At 61.1% G+C, this 18,064-nt stretch carries 22 protein-coding genes; all 22 read left to right on the forward strand.

The window, feature by feature from the left end; genetic code table 11:
• Nucleotides 1-14: 14 nt before the first annotated feature.
• The 22 genes from B5F29_RS11530 to B5F29_RS11630 all read left to right on the forward strand — a co-directional run bounded on the left by B5F29_RS11530 (nucleotide 15) and on the right by B5F29_RS11630 (nucleotide 18,017).
• The gene (locus B5F29_RS11530; protein ID WP_087154778.1) at nucleotides 15-227 is read left to right on the forward strand and encodes a hypothetical protein; all 213 of its coding nucleotides are present in this window, start codon (nucleotides 15-17) and stop codon (nucleotides 225-227) included.
• Between the two features lie 14 nt (nucleotides 228-241).
• Nucleotides 242-1,006 (forward strand): BRO family protein, encoded by a 765-nt coding sequence (locus B5F29_RS11535; RefSeq protein ID WP_087154779.1) that lies wholly within the window; start codon nucleotides 242-244, stop codon nucleotides 1,004-1,006.
• A gap of 14 nt (nucleotides 1,007-1,020) precedes the next feature.
• Nucleotides 1,021-1,227, forward strand: a complete 207-nt coding sequence (locus B5F29_RS11540; protein WP_087154780.1) for a helix-turn-helix domain-containing protein — start codon at nucleotides 1,021-1,023, stop codon at nucleotides 1,225-1,227.
• Between the two features lie 39 nt (nucleotides 1,228-1,266).
• A complete protein-coding gene (locus B5F29_RS16980) occupies nucleotides 1,267-1,398 on the forward strand; it encodes a hypothetical protein (protein WP_275532933.1) in 132 nt (43 codons plus the stop codon).
• Nucleotides 1,399-1,469: 71 nt separating this feature from the next.
• Nucleotides 1,470-1,919, forward strand: coding sequence for a hypothetical protein (locus B5F29_RS11545; protein ID WP_087154781.1), 450 nt, complete (start codon nucleotides 1,470-1,472; stop codon nucleotides 1,917-1,919).
• A complete protein-coding gene (locus tag B5F29_RS11550) occupies nucleotides 1,909-3,087 on the forward strand; it encodes a DUF2800 domain-containing protein (protein WP_087154782.1) in 1,179 nt (392 codons plus the stop codon). Before B5F29_RS11545 ends, B5F29_RS11550 begins: the two co-directional genes overlap by 11 nt.
• An 18-nt stretch (nucleotides 3,088-3,105) precedes the next feature.
• Nucleotides 3,106-3,654, forward strand: coding sequence for a DUF2815 family protein (locus B5F29_RS11555; protein WP_087154783.1), 549 nt, complete (start codon nucleotides 3,106-3,108; stop codon nucleotides 3,652-3,654).
• Nucleotides 3,655-3,667: 13 nt separating this feature from the next.
• A complete protein-coding gene (locus B5F29_RS11560) occupies nucleotides 3,668-5,641 on the forward strand; it encodes a DNA polymerase (RefSeq protein WP_087154784.1) in 1,974 nt (657 codons plus the stop codon).
• A gap of 13 nt (nucleotides 5,642-5,654) precedes the next feature.
• Nucleotides 5,655-6,212 (forward strand): hypothetical protein, encoded by a 558-nt coding sequence (locus B5F29_RS11565; RefSeq protein WP_087154785.1) that lies wholly within the window; start codon nucleotides 5,655-5,657, stop codon nucleotides 6,210-6,212.
• A gap of 56 nt (nucleotides 6,213-6,268) precedes the next feature.
• Nucleotides 6,269-6,757, forward strand: a complete 489-nt coding sequence (locus B5F29_RS11570) for a hypothetical protein (protein WP_087154786.1) — start codon at nucleotides 6,269-6,271, stop codon at nucleotides 6,755-6,757.
• Nucleotides 6,754-9,225 carry a virulence-associated E family protein gene (locus B5F29_RS11575; protein ID WP_087154787.1) on the forward strand — a complete coding sequence of 824 codons (2,472 nt, stop codon included), beginning with the start codon at nucleotides 6,754-6,756 and terminating at the stop codon, nucleotides 9,223-9,225. The genes B5F29_RS11570 and B5F29_RS11575 overlap by 4 nt, the downstream gene beginning before the upstream one ends.
• Before the next feature lie 260 nt (nucleotides 9,226-9,485).
• A complete protein-coding gene (locus B5F29_RS11580) occupies nucleotides 9,486-9,767 on the forward strand; it encodes a hypothetical protein (RefSeq protein ID WP_087154788.1) in 282 nt (93 codons plus the stop codon).
• The gene (locus B5F29_RS11585; protein WP_087154789.1) at nucleotides 9,767-11,122 is read left to right on the forward strand and encodes an SNF2-related protein; all 1,356 of its coding nucleotides are present in this window, start codon (nucleotides 9,767-9,769) and stop codon (nucleotides 11,120-11,122) included. The genes B5F29_RS11580 and B5F29_RS11585 overlap by 1 nt, the downstream gene beginning before the upstream one ends.
• Complete coding sequence (locus tag B5F29_RS11590) at nucleotides 11,119-11,325, forward strand: hypothetical protein (RefSeq protein ID WP_087154790.1); 207 nt, start codon at nucleotides 11,119-11,121, stop codon at nucleotides 11,323-11,325. Before B5F29_RS11585 ends, B5F29_RS11590 begins: the two co-directional genes overlap by 4 nt.
• Nucleotides 11,322-11,651, forward strand: coding sequence for a DUF4406 domain-containing protein (locus B5F29_RS11595; RefSeq protein ID WP_087154791.1), 330 nt, complete (start codon nucleotides 11,322-11,324; stop codon nucleotides 11,649-11,651). Before B5F29_RS11590 ends, B5F29_RS11595 begins: the two co-directional genes overlap by 4 nt.
• Complete coding sequence (locus tag B5F29_RS11600) at nucleotides 11,642-12,058, forward strand: DUF1492 domain-containing protein (RefSeq protein WP_087154792.1); 417 nt, start codon at nucleotides 11,642-11,644, stop codon at nucleotides 12,056-12,058. The genes B5F29_RS11595 and B5F29_RS11600 overlap by 10 nt, the downstream gene beginning before the upstream one ends.
• Nucleotides 12,055-12,804 carry a DNA-methyltransferase gene (locus B5F29_RS11605; RefSeq protein WP_087154793.1) on the forward strand — a complete coding sequence of 250 codons (750 nt, stop codon included), beginning with the start codon at nucleotides 12,055-12,057 and terminating at the stop codon, nucleotides 12,802-12,804. Before B5F29_RS11600 ends, B5F29_RS11605 begins: the two co-directional genes overlap by 4 nt.
• 121 nt (nucleotides 12,805-12,925) lie before the next feature.
• Nucleotides 12,926-13,627 carry a phage terminase small subunit gene (gene terS, locus B5F29_RS11610; RefSeq protein ID WP_087154794.1) on the forward strand — a complete coding sequence of 234 codons (702 nt, stop codon included), beginning with the start codon at nucleotides 12,926-12,928 and terminating at the stop codon, nucleotides 13,625-13,627.
• Nucleotides 13,602-14,957: a PBSX family phage terminase large subunit gene (locus B5F29_RS11615; protein WP_087154795.1), complete on the forward strand. Its 1,356-nt coding sequence runs from the start codon at nucleotides 13,602-13,604 to the stop codon at nucleotides 14,955-14,957. The genes terS and B5F29_RS11615 overlap by 26 nt, the downstream gene beginning before the upstream one ends.
• Entirely contained in the window at nucleotides 14,954-16,402 is a 1,449-nt protein-coding gene (locus B5F29_RS11620; RefSeq protein WP_087154796.1) for a phage portal protein, read from the forward strand. The genes B5F29_RS11615 and B5F29_RS11620 overlap by 4 nt, the downstream gene beginning before the upstream one ends.
• Nucleotides 16,402-17,727, forward strand: coding sequence for a phage minor capsid protein (locus tag B5F29_RS11625; RefSeq protein WP_087154797.1), 1,326 nt, complete (start codon nucleotides 16,402-16,404; stop codon nucleotides 17,725-17,727). The genes B5F29_RS11620 and B5F29_RS11625 overlap by 1 nt, the downstream gene beginning before the upstream one ends.
• Complete coding sequence (locus tag B5F29_RS11630; protein WP_162608414.1) at nucleotides 17,724-18,017, forward strand: ribosomal-processing cysteine protease Prp; 294 nt, start codon at nucleotides 17,724-17,726, stop codon at nucleotides 18,015-18,017. Before B5F29_RS11625 ends, B5F29_RS11630 begins: the two co-directional genes overlap by 4 nt.
• The last annotated feature ends 47 nt before the right edge of the window (nucleotides 18,018-18,064 follow it).

The following is an 18,064-nucleotide window of genomic DNA, read 5'->3' on the forward strand; positions in this document are numbered from 1 at the left end:
GAGGACACACAACCATGACCCGCTTCAAATTTTATTCTAACTATATCGCCTGCCTGCTGGGCACTCTGATCGCCTTCGAGCTCTGCTGGATCGGCGCCAAGTACGTCATCGAGGGCGAAGTGGTGCACACCTACCTCGACCACTTCATCGCCGTGTGCGGCGCCTGGTATCTGGCCCGCGACACCATGAGGCTCTGGCTGAAGCTCCAGAAGAAGGCCCAGCACTAAGAAAGGAGAAACGCATGAACGAATTACAGATTTTTAACAACCCCGAGTTCGGAGAGATCAGAACGATCAGCGAGAATGGCGCCGTGCTATTCTGCGGCAGTGATGTCGCTCGCGCCCTCGGCTACACCAATCCGAGCAAGGCTCTCACCGATCACTGCAAGGGTGACCTAACGAAACGTTACCCCATCACTGACACCCTCGGAAGATCCCAGGAGGCTATCTTCATCCCAGAGTCCGACCTCTATCGTCTGATCTTTCGCTCAAAGTTACCCAGTGCCGAGCGCTTCACTGACTGGGTGACTGCTGAGGTGCTCCCCTCCATTCGGAAGAACGGCGGCTACATCGCCCAGCAGGAGACACTGAGCCCCGAGGAACTGATGGCCAAGGCGCTCATGGTCGCACAGCAGACCATCGCAGACCGCGAGGCTCGCATCCAGGCCCAGGCCGCTGAGATCTCTGCACTCACCGTGGACAAGCAGATCATGCAGCCAAAGGCCGAATATTTTGACGACCTGGTAGACCGCAACCTGCTAACCAACTTCACGGAGGCGGCCAAGCAAATCGGGGTCAAACGCAAAGCCCTGATCGGCTTCATGGTAGACCACGGCTACCTCTACCGGGACAAGAAGGGCAACCTGCTCCCCTACGCCAACAAGAAGTCGGACGGCCTCTTTGATGTGAAGCAATCCACCAATCAGAAGACCGGCTGGGCTGGCTGCCAGACACTACTGACCCCGAAGGGCGTGGAGACCTTCCGACTGCTCTGCCTGGGACTGTAAGAGAGGAGGATTGTATGACGAACACAGTGCTGCTCAGACAGCGTATCAAAGCCAGCGGCCTGAAGCTCCAGCACATCGCTGATTATCTGGGCATAAGCCGGGCCGCGCTAACTATGAAAATCGAGAACGTCTCGGACTTTCGCCAGAACGAGATCAAGAAACTCTGCGAGCTGCTGCACATTGAAAGTGCAGAAGAAAAGTCGCTTATTTTTTTAGAATAAAAGTTGAATGTTATTCATCTTTTGATGGAGGACAAGCGCATGGAAGACATTGACCTGACAATGCTGGCCCGCTCGGCCTACCGGGCGATCCTGAGAAGCATGGAAACCGCAGAGGCCGAGGAGTCTGAGACTGTGAAGGAGGTGGTGCCTATGGCTGCGCAAAAAGATTGAGCCCCGGAGCTAATGCCCCGGAGCCCAAGAGAACACAGCCCCATTATAGCACAAACAAGGAGGAAATAAGCATGAAGATCACCGTCGAATTTGCAAATCTGGACGAGTTCAAGCAGTACATGGGCATCGAGTCCCCGAGCCTGCTCGCCCAGGCACCCAAGGAAGCCGCAGACGCTCCGGCACCTGCACCCGCTGAGGCCGTCCAGGAGCCCCAGGAAGCACCTGAGACCCCTGCCCCTAAGAAGAACGCCAAGAAGACCGAAAAGGCCGCCCCTGCGGCAGCTGAGCCCGCTCCTGAGCCTGCTGACGACCCTGCACCCGATGAGAGTGCTCCGGCAGTGACCGAGGACTTCCGCATCACCGTCCGCAAGCAGCTCGCGGCCCTCAACAAGAAGTGCGGCTACAACCGCGCGGCGGAACTCATCAACGAGCAGACCGGCAAGGGCAAGCTCACCGAGGTCGCACTCGCTGACCTGCCGAAGCTCATGGAAGCAGCAAAGGAGGAAACCAATGCCGACTAAGCACGCCCGCTGCTCCGCGTCGGCCGCGTACCGCTGGATCAACTGCCCCGGATCCGTCGCCCTGTCTGATCAGTGCCCGGATCCCGGCTCCAGCAGCTACGCCGACGAGGGAACAGTCGCCCACAACCTGGCAGAGCTGAAGCTCCGCCACGTCCTGCATGAGATCACCGACGCCCAGTACAAGAAGCGCCTGGCCAAGATCCAGCAGGACGACTACTACAACGGCGAGATGGACGAGGCCACCGACTTCTATGTCGAGACCGTCCTGGAGGAGTTCGTCGCAGCCGGCGAAGGCGCCGAGCTGATGATCGAGCAGCGCCTCGATCTCTCCCAGTGGATCCCGGAGGGCTTCGGCACTTCCGACGCCGTGATCATCGGCGGCAGCATGATCCAGGTCATCGACCTGAAGTACGGCAAAGGCATCAAGGTCGAGGCCAAGAACAACCCCCAGTTCCGCCTCTACGGCCTGGGCGCCGTCTCTCTGTTCGGCGATCTCTACGACTTCGACACCGTGAAGACCACCGTCGTGCAGCCCCGCCTCGATCACGTTGACAGCGAGGTCGTCATCCTGAAGGAGCTGCTGCTCTGGGGCGAGGAGGAAGTCGCGCCCCGCGCCATCATGGCCATGGAGGGCTCCGACTACTTCGTGGCCGGCGACTGGTGCCGCTTCTGCCCGGCGAAGGCCCGCTGCCGCAAGCGTGCCGAGTTCAACCTGGATCTGGCCCGGATGGAGTTCCAGAAGCCCCCGCTGCTCTCCAACGAGGAGATCGGCGAAGTGCTGGCCAAGGCCGACCACCTGAAGAAGTGGGCCGAGGAGGTCAGCGAGTACGCTCTGGAGCAGGCCCTGGCCGGTGAGCACTTCGACGGCTGGAAGCTGGTCGAAGGCCGCAGCAACCGCAAGTACGCCGACGAGATCCAGGTGGCCGACAAACTGAAGGCCGCCGGCTTCGACGAGGCGATGCTCTACCAGCGCAAGCTCTACGGCATCACCGAGATGGAGAAGCTCGTCGGCAAGAAGAAGCTGGCCGCCACCCTGGGCGACCTGCTGATCAAACCAGCAGGCAAGCCGGTCCTCGTGCCGGAGTCTGATAAGCGCGAAGCCATCAACACAACCGAAGCGGCCAAGGCCGACTTCACCACCGGCGACGACGAAGTCGCGCCGTTCTAAATTAAGGAGGATTATAAAATGTCTACTACCAAAGTTATCACCGGAAAAGTTCGTTTCAGCTATGTGAACATCTTCAAGAGCCGCGCCTTCCAGGCTGGCCAGGACGCCAAGTACAGCGTGTGCCTGCTGATCCCTAAAGAGGACAAGGCCACCATCAAGAAGATCAAGGCAGCCATCGACGCAGCTGTCCAGGACGGTATCAGCTCCAAGTGGGGCGGCAAGAAGCCTGCCAACCTGAAGCTGCCCCTGCGCGACGGCGACGCCGAGCGTGCTGACGAGGCTCCTGAGTACGAGGGTATGTACTTCCTCAACTGCAACAGCACCCAGAAGCCCGGCATCGTGGACAAGGATCTGAACGAGATCCTGGACCCCGACGAGGTCTACTCCGGCTGCTGGGGCCGCGCCTCCATCAACTTCTTCCCCTTCAACACCAACGGCAACAAGGGCATCGGCGTCGGCCTGAATAACATCCAGAAGCTGAAGGACGACGACCGCCTGGGCGCTGCCCGTGCTTCCGCCGAGTCCGACTTCGGCGGCGACGACTTCGAGGACGACGAGGACTTCTAAGGAGGACATACAGATGCACCGAGTTATGGGCGTGGATATAGAAACCTATAGCTCCGTGGATCTGACCGAGGCGGGCGTCTACGCCTACGTGGAGGCGCCTGACTTCGACATCCTGCTCATCTCGTACATCTTCGACGACTGGGGCGAGGACGACGTCAAGACCATCGACTGCTTCGATGCTGATCCTGACATGATGGCCGAGTTCTGCGAGGCCCTCCTCGATCCCCAGATCGTCAAGACCGCCTTCAACGCGAACTTCGAGCGCACCTGTCTGGCCAAGTGGCTCCGGAAGCCCATGCCGCCGGAGGAGTGGCGCTGCACAATGGTCAAGGCGCTGACGCTGGGCCTGCCGGGCAACCTGGCAGGCGCCGGCGAGGCGCTGGGCCTTCCTCCCGAGAAGCTAAAGGATCCCCAGGGCAAGGCCCTGATCCAGTTCTTCTCGAAGCCGTGCAAGCCGACCCGGACCAACGGCCAGAGGACGCGCAACCTCCCGCAGCATGATCCGGCCAAGTGGCAGCTCTACAAGGGCTACAACCGGCAGGACGTCGTGACAGAGCAGGAGATCCTACGGAAGCTATCCATCTACAAGACACCGGAGTCAGAGCAGGAGCTCTGGGCTCTGGACCAACACATGAACGACAACGGCGTGGCGCTCGACATCCCCATGGTCGAGAAGATCGTCGAGTATGACACCCGGCGCCGGCAGGAGCTCCAGGAGGAAGCCCAGGAGCTCACCGGACTGAAAAACCCGAACAGCCTGGCCCAACTGAAGCGCTGGCTCGCAGAGCAGGGCGTGGAGATGACCAGCGTCACCAAGGACACCATCGCCGAAGCGCTGCGAGATCCGGAGCTCCCGGACGTCGTCCGGAGAGTGCTGGAGATCCGCACCGCCCTGGGCAAGACCAGCGTGGCCAAGTACAGCACGATGCTGGTGGCACACTGCCAGGATCACCGGCTGCGAGGCATCCTTCAGTTCTACGGCGCCAACCGATCCGGGCGCTGGGCCGGCCGCCTGGTGCAGACGCACAACCTGGCCAAGAACACGCTGCCGGATCTGGCTCTGGCCCGCGAGCTGGCGGCCGAGGGAGACTTCGAGACCATGGGCACCCTGTTCGGCGAGACGGCCTTCGTCTTCTCCGAGCTGATCCGGACGGCCTTCATCCCATCAGAGGGCTGCCGCTTCGTGGTCTCTGACTTCTCGGCCATCGAGGCCCGCGTGCTGGCGTGGATCGCCGGCGAGGAATGGACCCTGGAGGCTTTCCGGCAGGGCAAGGACATCTACTGCGAGACCGCCTCCATGATGTACCACGTGCCCGTGGAAAAGCACGGAGCCAACAGCCACCTCCGCCAGAAGGGCAAGGTCGCCGTGCTGGCCTGCGGCTACCAGGGCGGCGTCGGCGCCATGAAACGCATGGACAAAGGCGGCACCATCCCGGAGGACGAGCTCCAGAGCGTCGTGGACCAGTGGCGGGGGGCCAACCCCAACGTGGTGAAGCTCTGGCGCAACTGCGAGCTGGCAGCCAGGACAGTCATCGAGGAACACCGCACCGTCCGGCTGAAGAACGGCATCGCCTTCGGCTACATCAACAGCAACCTGTTCATCAAGCTGCCCAGCGGCCGGAAGCTCTGCTACTGGAACACCCGCCTGAAGATGGACCCGAGGGACGGCCGCGAGCACATCGTCTACATGGGAGTCAATCAGGAAACCAAGCAATGGGGAGAGACTGAGACCTACGGCGGCAAGCTGGTCGAGAACATCACCCAAGCCATCGCCAGAGACTGCCTGGCCATATCCATGCAGAGGGTCGCAGCTCTGGGCTATAACATCGTGATGCACGTCCATGACGAGATGATCGTTGACGTGCCAATCGAAGACGCCGACGCGCTGGAGCGGATCAACGCCTGCATGGGCGAGGCGATCCCCTGGGCGCCCGGTTTACCATTACGGGGTGACGGCTACGAGACCCCGTTCTACATGAAAGACTAAGGAGGACACACAAATGAAAATCACCCGCACCATGACCATCGAAACCAACGAGATCCAGATCGGCGACCGCATCGAGGTCGGCCATTACACTGCCACCTGCCAGAAGCTGGTCGGCGAGGGCCTGGCCCTGTTCCTGCTGGATCAGTATCTGGACAAGGCCATGCAGATGAACAAAAAGAACACCAACGCGGGCGGCTACGACGCCAGCGATCTCCGCAAAGAGCTGAACAGCGGCAAGATCCTCGACGAGTTCGCGCCCCTGGAGCTGGTGCCCTTCAAGAATGGCGACCTGCTCCGCCTGCCCTTCTACGGCGAGCTGTTCGGGCACGACGACTGGTACAACTCCGGCGCCGTGGAGCCTGACGACTGCGAGCAGTGGCCTCTGATGAAGGAACGCGCCAACCGCATCGCCGAACGCAAGGGCGAGAGCTACGAGTGGGGATGGATCCAGAACATCCGCCAGGGGTCCGCGACGTATTTCTGCATTGTCGACAGCGACGGCAATGCCTACTACTGGGGCGCCTCGCACTCCTTCGGCGTCCGCCCGGCTTTCCTGATCAAATTATCATAAATCCCGGGGGCCTCGTGCCCCCGCCATAGACTATCTACAAAGCAAGGAGGACAACGATGGAGCCTATCACTATACGCTGGGAGACCGGCCACATGACCATCAACCCGGACGCCTTTTTCCCAACAAGTGCAGCCAGGATCCGGAAGCTCCTCCGGGTGGTCGCCCTGGACTTTGAGCATCAGGACGTCATCCGGATGCAGCTGGCCGGGGCCTGCGAGAGCCGAGCCCAGGAGCTCCTGGACGGCCGCAAGAGCCTCGCCAACGAGGCAGTAAACCACCACCAAAAAGCAGCGGACCTGGAGCCGCAGATCGAGACGGCCAAGCGCCGGATCACTACCCTCCGGGCCTGCATCAAAGAGCAGCCGAAGAAGGCCCGACAGCTGGGCTACCCTGAACGGCTGCACGAGGAGCGGGAGCAGCTGAAGAAGCTGACCGCCGAGCGCTCCGGAGCTCTCTCAGCCTTCCGGAAGAAAAAGCGCGAGTTCGAGGCCGCTGAGGCCACAGCTGAGAAATTAAGACAGAACGCGGAGGTGCTGAGACCATGACCAACACAGCGGAAAAACTCACCCTGCCCCTGTTCAGGGTCAAGTACAACGGCGACCTCCTGATCTCGACCGGCCGCAGCCGCTTCGAGACCTCCTGGAAAAATAAGACCATGAGCTGGGCGGCTCTCCTGAATAAACTCTCCCGCTCCATGGAGACCACGGAGACCCACGCCGAGTACATGAAGATGAGCAAGGAGCAGCAGGACAAGATCAAGGACATCGGCGGCTTCGTCGGCGGTCATCTGAGGGATGGCCGCCGCAAGACCGGCTACGTCACGGCCCGCCAGCTGCTCACCCTCGACCTGGACTTCCCTCCGGCCGAGTTCTGGGACAACATCATCGACAACCTGGAGATCGACAACGCCCTGGCGGTCTACTCCACACATAAGCACACCAAGGCGAAGCCCCGCTACCGTCTGATCATGCCCCTCGACAGAGAGGTCACGCCGGACGAGTACGAGGCCATCGCCCGCAAGATCGCCGAGAAGATCGGCATCGACTACTTCGACGACTCCACCTTCCAGCCGACCCGTCTGATGTACTGGCCGAGCCATAGCGTGGATGTCGAGCCCTTCTTCCAATATTACGACGCCCCCTTCCTGGCGGCCGACTCCATCCTGGCCGAGTACCCGGACTGGACCGACACCAGCTACTGGCCGGAGTCGTCCCGCATGGCCGGGATCCGAAAGCGCCAAGCAGACAAACAAGGCGACCCGCTGGCCAAGAAGGGCATCGTGGGCGCCTTCTGCCGCACCTATACGATCACCCAGGCCATCGCCAAGTTCCTGCCGGACGTCTACACCCAGACGGCCAAAGAGGACCGCTACACCTACGCAGCCGGCTCAACTGCTGCCGGCCTCGTGGTCTATGACGGCGACGTCTTCGCCTACTCCAACCACAGCACCGACCCGGCCGGCGGCCAGCTCTGCAACGCCTTCGACCTCGTCCGCCTCCACAAGTTCAGCGACCTGGACGACGGCAAGGAGGACAGGAGCGGCAGCGAGCGCCCCAGCTACAAGGAGATGGCCAAGTTCGCCGCGGAGGATCCGAGCGTTCGCATGACGCTCGCGAGCGACGCCAGGGCGAAGGCCGTGCTCGACTTCGAGGGCGAGCCGCTGCCGGAGCCAGAGGAAGACTGGGAAACCAAGCTCGTCCTCTCTGAGAGCGGATCCATCAAGCCGCTGATCACCAACGCCGTGCTGATCCTGGAGAACGACCCCGCCCTTCAGGGGATCCGGCACAATGAGCTGAGCGGCGCCATCGAGGTCAAGGGCAAGCTGCCCTGGAGCCGCCCGAGCAAATACTGGCGCGACGCTGACGACGCCCTCCTCTATGGATATGTGGTCGACCAGTACGGCGTCCAGTTCCCGGAGAATCGCTTCACCAAGGCGCTGACCATCGTCACGGACAAGCGCCGCTTCAACCCGCTGCGGGAGTACATCCAAAACCTGCCCGAGTGGGACGGCGTGCCGAGAGTGGACACGCTGTTGGTCGACTATCTGGGCGCCGAGGACTCCGCCTACGTCCGCGCCGTCACCAGGAAGACCCTGATCGGAGCCATCCAGCGCGTGCTGGAGCCTGGCTGCAAGTTCGACACGGTCCTGGTCCTGGATGGCAAGCCCGGCATCGGCAAGAGCACCCTGCTCCGGAAGCTGGGCGGGAAATGGTTTAGTGACTCCCTCAGTCTGGCCGACACCAGGGACAAGACCGCAGCTGAGAAGCTGCAAGGCGTCTGGATCATGGAGATCGGCGAGATGCAGGGCACCAGGAAGGCCGACGTCGACGTCATGAAGGGCTTCATCAGCCGCCAGGTGGACGAGTACCGCGCAGCCTACGGCCGCGTGGTGGAGCGCCACCCGAGGACAGCCATCATCTGCGGCACCACAAACAGCACCACCGGCTTCCTGAGAGACGCCACCGGCAACCGGCGCTTCTGGCCCGTCACCGTCAACGGCGGGGGCTCACTCTCTGTCTGGGATATGACCGAGGAGACCCGCAGCCAGATCTGGGCCGAGGCCATGATCTTCGTGGCGGAGGGCGAGACCTCCTACCTGGACGCAGCCATGGAGAAGGAAGCGGCCAAGGCGCAGCAGGCGGCGCTCATGTACGACGAGCGCGAGGGCCAGGTCATCGACTACCTGGACACCCTGCTCCCGGAGGACTGGTACAACTGGGACCTGAATCAGCGCGTGGACTATTTCCAGCAGCGTGACGTTCTGAGCCCGGACACCAAGGGCACCATGCAGCGCACGAAAGTCAGCGCCATGGAGATCTTCTGCGAGTGCTTCGGACGCCCAAAGAACTACTGGACAAGGAAGGACGGCGACGAGATCGCCGCCATCATGGCAAGGCTGCCAGAGTGGGAAAGACCATCAAACGCCACCATGAGGATCAAGGACTACGGCAAGCAGCGCGTGTTCGTCCGGGCTGCTGGTAACGGTAACGAGGCCCCAGGATCGGGATCGTGACCACCTGGGGCTCGTTACCACCGCCAGCGACGGCAAATGGTAACGACGCCGCCGTCGTTACCCCACACGTTACCCCACACGTTACCGCCAAAAAGCCAGCAACCGCAAGGGAAAAAAGGCAAGCGGTAACGAGGTAACAAGGTTTTTATATAGATTATTAAAAAATTACCCTACACACACGAAAACGGGCACCCGCGAGAGCACATACGCGCATTATAGAACTTTTTCCGGGGGCCTCGTTACCACAGGAGGACACACGCATGGAACGCGAACGAGATATTGAAAAATGGATGCGGCAGAAAATCGAGCAAATGGGAGGCATCGCGCTGAAGTTCACCAGCCCCGGCAATGATGGCGTGCCTGACCGGATCGCAATACTGCCGGGGGGCCAGGTGTGGTTTATCGAACTGAAGAAGGACGGCGAGGCCCCGACAAAGATCCAGGAATGGCAGATTGAACGACTCCGAAAGCTGGGCTGCAACGTGGCAGTGATCGCAGGCATGAAGGAGGCGCGAGCCTGGATCTGGGAGGTGATCGGCTGATGAAGTACACCCCCCACGACTACCAAACCAGGGCCACCAACTTCATCCTGGAGCACCCGAAGGCCGGGATGCTGCTGGAGATGGGACTCGGCAAGACTGTCATCACCATGACCGCCATCGACATCCTGATCAACGAGATGTTCGAGGTGGATCGCGTCCTGGTCATCGCGCCGAAGCGAGTGGCCGAGGACACCTGGACACGAGAGCACGCCAAGTGGGACCACCTTCGCCATCTTCGTGTCAGCAAGGTGCTGGGATCGCCGGAGCAGCGGCGCCGGGCTCTGGCCACGGACGCCGACATCTACGTCATCGGCCGCGACAACGTGGTCTGGCTGGTGGATCTCTACCAGAAGCTGAAGACCGGCTGGCCCTTCGACATGATCGTGATCGACGAGCTCTCCAGCTTCAAAAACCCCCAGGCCAAACGCTTCCGGGCTCTCCGGAAGGTCATGCCGAGGGTGAGCAGGGTCGTCGGTCTGACCGGCACCCCTTCGGCCAACGGTCTCATGGATCTCTGGGCTGAGATCTACCTGCTGGACCGTGGCGAGCGGCTGGGCCAGACGCTGGGAGCCTACCGCGAGAAATACTTCCGGCCGGGAGCCCGGAACGGCTACATCGTCTTCAAGTGGGAGCCCCTTCGGGGAGCCAGGGAGAAGATCGAGGCCGCCATCAGCGACATCTGCATCAGCATGAGCGCGGCCGACTACCTGAAGCTGCCGAAGCGGATCGACAACCGGATCCCGGTCAAGCTGAGCCCCCAGGAGATGAAGCAGTACAAGACCATGGAGGCCGAGCAGCTGCTTCACATCGACGACGAGGACGTGGTCGCTCTGAACGCAGCCGCCGTGATGACCAAGCTCCTACAGATCGCCAACGGCAGCGTCTACTCCCACGAGGGCAACGTCGTCCGGCTGCATGATGCAAAGCTGGAGGCGCTGCTGGAGATCATCGACACCACCGACAGCCCCGTCCTGGTATTTTACAGCTACAAGCACGACCTGGCCGCCATCCAGGCAGCGATCCCAGGAGCCCGGACGCTGGACGGCCCGGAGGACATCGCAGAGTGGAACGCTGGCAATGTCCAGGTGCTCCTGGCGCATCCGGCCAGCGTGGGCTATGGACTCAACCTTCAGGAAGGCGGCCACGTGATCGTGTGGTACGGTCTGACCTGGAGCCTGGAACTCTACCAGCAGGCCAACGCCCGCCTCTACCGGCAGGGCCAGGAACGGCCGGTTATTATACACCATCTGATCGCGGAGGGCACCGTAGACGAGCAGGTCATGGACGCCCTGGAGGCTAAGGACACGAGCCAGGCGGCTCTGATGGCAGCACTGAAAGAAAGGAGAACGCAATGAGCGACCCAAGAAGAAACGAGGAAGGCTATCTCGATCTGACAGCCTACCACGGAACCAAAAGCATCATACAAGAAGAAAATGAGGCCGAGCGCAAGAGCAAGGACCTGATCCACACCTTCCGCCTGCTGGCCGACATGGCCGGCTTTGAAATAGTCGGCCGCATCACGATAAAACACAAAAAGACAGGGAGGGTTTTCAGATGATCGGATATTTAAGCGGCCCCATTACGGGCCATAAAGACTACAGGCGTCAGTTTGCGAAGGCTGCCGCCGCGCTGAAGGAGATGGGCTACAACGTCATCAACCCCGCCGAGCTGGGAGCGGCTCTCCCTCTCGACCAGATGAGCTACGAGGACATCATGAAGATCGACATGGAGCTCCTGGCCACTGCCGACTACCTGGTGCAGCTTCCAGGCTGGGAGGACTCGAAGGGAGCCAACCGCGAGCTGGGCTTCGCCCTGGGCACTGACAAGATCGTCGTGGGCCTGGAGCAGCTTCTCACAAAGGAGGTAGCACTGCCATGGACCTAAACGAGACTTATGACTTCCTGATGCAGATCCGCCGCAAGGAGATCATCATCAGACGGAAAGAGACCCAGCGGGACGAGCTGAGGGCCTGCCTGCTGCCTGGCGCCATCCGCTATGACCGTGACAGGGTCCAGAGCACTCCGACCGATAAGATGGCCGACGTCATCGCCAGAGTGGACGAGCTGGACCGAGAGATCGAGCAGCTCCGGCGTGAGAAGGCCTCCCTGGTCATCGAGATCAGCGACGCCATCGAGACGCTGGAGGACGACTACGAGAGGACCGTGCTGACCGAGTTCTACATAGCACGGGCACCAATGACCGAGGTGGCCGACGCCATCAACTACAGCGTCCGCAGGGCGTATCATTTCAGGAAGATGGGCGTCACCCATCTGGGGGAGGTTTTAGGATGATACGACTCCTGCATGGCGACTGTCTGGCAATGCTGAAAGAGGTGGAGCCTGGCAGCGTGGACCTGATCCTCTGCGATCCTCCCTACTCCTCCGGCGGAACTCATGCCGGCGACCGCAAGGCCAGCACGACGGCCAAGTACACCGACAACGACTTCAACGGGGCCGCCAGGCTCCCGGCCTTCTCCGGCGATAACATGGACCAGCGGAGCTTCACGGCCTTTATGCGATGGGTGTGCAGCGAGCTGAGGCAAAAGACAAGGGAGGGGGGGATCCTGGAGATGTTCGTGGACTGGAGAAACCTCCCCGCGATGACGGACGCCGTGCAGATGGCCGGCTGGGTGTGGAGGGGCGTCGTCGTATGGGACAAGGGCATCAGCAGAAACCAGCCGGGACGCTTCCGGAACGACTGCGAGTTCGTGGTCTGGTGCTCTAATGGCGATCTGCCTATTGACTGGAAGGCTGCTAAAGGCACCAAGGCCTTGCCGGGCGTCTACCATGTCCCCATAGTGGCGCCGAAGCAGCGCTTCCATCAGACTGAGAAGCCCGTGGAGTTGTTGGAGAGCCTTCTGGCCATCTGTCCCCCGGGCGGCACTGTTCTGGACGCCTTCATGGGATCAGGCAGCACCGGCGTGGCGGCCGTTAAAACCGGCCGGAGCTTCATCGGGATGGAACTGTCCGACCAATACTTCGACACGGCCACCAAGCGCATCCAGGAGGCCGAGGACGAGCTGCTGAACGACTTTTAGAAAGTCGGCGAACATTGCAAATCAGAATGTGTTATACTGGTAAAGTGGACGAATGAGAGCAGGACCAAGAGGGCCTGCTCTTTTACGTTTACCGAAACGACGAATAGGAGGCGGCGAGACCATGCCAAAAGCAAGGAACTCGAAAGTGGACGAGGCCCTTGCATTGTATCGGCAGGGCCTTAAACTCATAGAAATATCCCGGAAGCTGGACATCCCGGAGGGGACTGTCCGCCGATGGAAATGCACCTACAAATGGGACGCCCCCGAAGAAACCGAGCGCTCGCAACCTAAAAAACCGAACGCTCGCAAACGAGGAGGGCAGCCAGGTAACAAGAACGCCACCGGGCCCCCCGGTAACAAGAACGCCGAGAAGTTCGGCTTCCTGTCCAAGTATCTGCCGGAGGAGACGCTGGAGCTGCTGCATCTCACAGCTGACTCCTCTCCCTTGGATCTCCTATGGACCCAGATCCAGCTGGCCTACGCTGCCATCATCCGGGCCCAGAAAATCGCCTACGTCAAAGACGCTGAAGACAAGACCATCGAGAAGATCGAGGATCGCAGCGGCGCCGAGTCCTGGGGCGAGAAGTGGGAAGTCCAGCAGGCCTGGGACAAGCAAGCCAACTTTATGAAGGCTCAGGCACGCGCTCAGAGTGAGCTCCGGGGCCTAATCAAACAATACGATGAGATGCTGCACAAGGACTGGGAGGCAGCGACGGAGGAACAGAAAGCACGCCTGCAGCTGCTGAAGGCGAAGCTGAACGACGGCTCCGATGACGCGGGGAAGGTGGTGATCATCAATGACACGCACGACCCGCATCAGTGACCTGATCATCCCGAAGTTCTGGCCGGCCTTCAATGACCGGGAGCACACGCACAAGATCCTGACCTCTGGGCGAGCAGGCACCAAGTCCTCAGAGGCTGCCATCGAGGTCGTGTATAAGATCGTCAGCGAGGAAGACTGCTCCGCCGTGGTCATCCGGAAGCGCCACAACAAGCTCCGGAAAACGGTCTACAAAGAAATCAAGCGAGCCATCAAGCGCCTGGGGCTGCCGGAGAGCCTGTTCAAGATCACGGTCAGCCCCATGGAAATCACATACAAGCCAAACGGCAACACCATCTACTTCACCGGATCCGACAGCATAGACGACACCAAGGGCATCATCGACGAGAACAAGCCCATCAAGATCGTCCTGCTGGACGAGGTCAGCGAGTTCTTCACTGACGGCGAGGGCGAGGACGAGCTCCAGAACATCGAGGCGACCTTCATCAGAGGCAACGCCGAGGGCTTCCAGATGCTCTACCTCTACAACCCACCGAAGAACCCCAACGCCCCCGTGGTGGTCTGGTGCCGGAAGATGGAGAAGCGCCCGGACTGCATCCACGTCCATGTGGACTACCGGGACGTCCCTCCTGACTGGCTGGGTGCCAAGCTGATCGAGTCCGCTGAGATCCTCCGGGAGCTCGACGAGCGGCAGTGGCGCTGGCTCTGGCTGGGGCTCTCCATCGGCGTCGATGAACTGATCTATTATATGTTCGGCGATGCTTCCATCGCCCGACCGTCGCAGGAGCGCTACCGGATCATCGGCGTCGGCGTGGACTATGGCCAGCAGAACGCCACCACCTACCAGGCGGCGGGGCTCAATGAGTCGCTGCACCGGCTGGAGGGCCTGGGCGAATATTATCACAGCGGCCGGGAGTCCGGCACGCAGAAAAGCCCGAGCGAATACGCCAAGGACTTCGTCAAGTTCCTGGACGAGCTGCATGAGACCTACTCATGCAGCTATTTTTATACCTTCATCGACCCCTCGGCCCGTGGTCTGATGGAGGAGATCAAGCGGGCCACCAGGGGCATCGGCTACAACGTGCTGATCCGCGACGCCGAGAACGACGTGGCGCTGGGGATCTCCCGAGTGCAGAAGCTCCTGACCTTCAAGATGATGACCGTGTCGCCAGACCAGGAGAACGCCGTCCGGGAGTTCGGTCTCTATGAGTACGACAAGAAAAGCATCGAGAGGGGCCGCGAGGAGCCCGTGAAGCAGGACGATCATGGCATGGACGCCATCCGCTACCTGGTCATGGGAATGTGGTCGAAAATCAAGAACTACCTGCCCGTTAGGGATAAAGAGGAGGAGCCGGAAGGAGTCATAAAATGAACATTTTCGAGTATTTCAAAAAGAAGGGCATCGACACCATCGACAGCTCCTTCTACAGCAAGATCGCCATGTGGGACAGCTGGTACAGGGCGAACGTCAAGCGCTTCCACCAGTACCGTGTCTACCATGGCACCGGGCAGTATGAGCGCTGCCATCGCAAGAGCCTGGGCATGGCGAAGAAGATCTGCGAGGACATCAGCGACCTGCTGCTGAACGAGCGCGTCACCATCACCATCAAGGACGAGGCCACGGCCAAGTTCGTCCGCAGCGTTCTCGATGCTGCGAACTTCACCGTGCAGGGCAACGAGTACCAGGAGCGCAAGGCTGCCTGCGGCACCGTGGCCTATGTCCCGTATTTGACCAACATGGAAGTGGCCGAAGACGGCAGCGTCCTGAGCGCTGACATCAAGCTGGACTATGTGGTGGCCAAGAACATCTACCCCACAGCCTGGGAGAACTCCAGGATCACCGAGGTCATCTTCGCATTTCCGAAGACATACAAGCGCAAGAAGTACGTCCAGCTCCAGCACCACAAGCTGGAGCCCTGGCAGGACGAGGACGGCAACGATCTCGGCTATCAGTACGTCATCGAGAACAGCGTCGTGGAGTGCTCCTCCGGTGCTGGCCGAGATCTGACGCCCGCTGAGTGGAACGCGATCCCGCACTTCGAGGGCCTGGCTGCCAGAGTCGAGACCGGCTCCAACCAGCCCCAGTTCATCATCGACAAGCTGAACATCGCGAACAATGTGGACGAGGACGACACCAACCCGATGGGCGTGGCGCTTTTCGCCAACAGCATCGACGTCCTGGCCAAGATCGACCTGGAGTACGACAGCTACGCCAACGAGTTCACCCTCGGCCGCAAGCGCATCTTCGTGGCGCCTGAGATGCTGACCGACGCCAACGGCTCCCAGGTATTCGACCCCGACGACAGCGTCTTCTACACGCTGCCGGAGGACTACTTCAAGAACACCAAGGAAGCGCTGCATGAGGTCAACATGGAGCTGAGGACCGAGCAGCACGAGCAGGCCATCAACAACGACCTGAACCTGCTCTCCTTCAAGTGCGGCTTCGGCACCCAGTATTACCGCTTCGAGCGCGGCACGGTCGCGACGGCCACCCAGGTCATCAGCGAAAACTCCGATATGTACCGCACGATCCGCAAGCATGAGATCATCCTCCAGGACGTTCTCACCGATCTGATCCGCACGATCATCCGCCTGGGCAAGACTGCCAACGTGCCCGGCCTGGTGGAGAACACCGACATCGTGATCGACTTCGACGACTCCATCATCGAAGACAAGCAGACGGAAAGAGCCGAGGACCGCAAAGACGTCGCCATGGGCGCCATGGGCCTGCCGGAGTACCGCGCGAAGTGGTACGGCGAGACGGAGGAGGTCGCAGCCGGCAAGCTGCCTGACCAGTCCGCCGGCGTTCTGATGTAATGGATCAGAGCTACCACGACCTACTGGCTGCCGGCGTCGAGAAGCGCTTCCGGGACCTGGAGATGGCGATCATGGACGACATCATCCGCCGGATCCGGAAGGCCGGCACAATCACCGACTCGGCCGACTGGCAGATCCAGCGCCTCATCATCCTGGGCAACAGCACCCAGGACATCGAGGACCTGATCCGGAAGGCCGTGGACGGAAACGAGGAGGAAGTCCGCCGGCTCTACGCTGAGGTCATCGAGCGGGAATATACCCGCGACCGCAGCCTCTACGAGCAGATCGGCAAGGAGTTCATCCCCTACGAGCAAAACCCCGAGCTCCAGCAGATCACGGACGCCCTGGTGCAGCAGTCCAGCGAGGAGCTCTACAACATCACCAAGAGCACCGGCTTCATGCTGGACAATGGCCACGGCGGGAAAGTCTTCACGCCCCTGGCCGATGTCTACAACGGCTACCTGGACGACGCCATCACCGGCATGGCCAACGGCGCCTACGACTACAACACGCTGGTCCGCCGCATGGTCAGCCAGATGACAGCCTCCGGGCTCCGGACCGACCACGCCTTCAGCGATGGCGGCAGCGACTACGGCGTGGACTACGCCAGCGGCTGGCACAATCGCGTGGACGTGGCCGCCCGTCGTGCTCTGCTCACTGGCTTCGGCCAGCTCACCGGTCACGTCACTGATCTGAACGCCCAGCGGCTGGGGACCAACTACTTCGAGGTCACATGGCACGCCGGGGCTCGTCCGGATCACGCTGCATGGCAGGGCAAGGTCTACACCAAGGAGCAGCTGACGACCAAGTGCGGCCTGGGCACCGGTCCGGGCCTGCTGGGCTGGAACTGCCGCCACACCTACTACCCCTTCATCCCCGGAGTGAGCGAGCGGCTCTACACCGACGAATGGCTGGAAGAACAGAACGCCAGGGAGAACACTCCGCGCCGCTTCCGTGGCAAGGAGTACACCACCTACGAGGCCACCCAGAAGCAGAGGCAGATGGAGACGGCCATGAGGGCCCGGCGTGAGCAGGTGCAGCTCCTTCGTGCCGGAGGGGCTGACAAGGAAGACATCACCATCGCCCAGTGCAAGTACCAGGCCCAGCTGGAGCAGTACCGCAGCTTCTCGAAGGCGATGGGCCTGGAGGAGCAGACGGAGCGCATCTACACGGGACGCACCCCGGGCAGGATCTCACCGAGCCCGCAGGTCTACGCGCAATGGCAGGCCGAGCAGGCGGCCAAAGCGGCCAACCGTGCGAAAGAACGCGCCGAGAAGCAGCGCAGAGCGGCCCAGGACGCCGCTCAGAAGGGGGCAAGCACATGATCCGGATAAACGTCAAGGACACCGGGATCACCGTCTCAGGGCACGCACAGCGGCTCCCTGGGGCGTCTCCCGGGCACAACATAATTTGCGCCGGCGTCTCGGCGCTGACCCTCACACTGATCGAGGGGCTGCGCGAGGTGGCGGGCATCGAGATCCAGGAGAGCGTCAGCCCGGGCAGCACTGTCATCAGCTGGTCGGATCTGAATGAGATCGGCCAGGCGCTGGTCCGCACTTATGTCCTGGGCCTGGAAGGCATCCGGGACAGCTATGGAGAAATAACGATAATTTGAGCGCCGCGAGGCGCTTTTATTATGAGCAGACGCCGGGCTCTGAGCCG

It is taken from the genome of Lachnoclostridium sp. An196, from assembly GCF_002160135.1.
Lineage (GTDB): Bacteria > Bacillota > Clostridia > Lachnospirales > Lachnospiraceae > Hominiventricola > Hominiventricola avistercoris.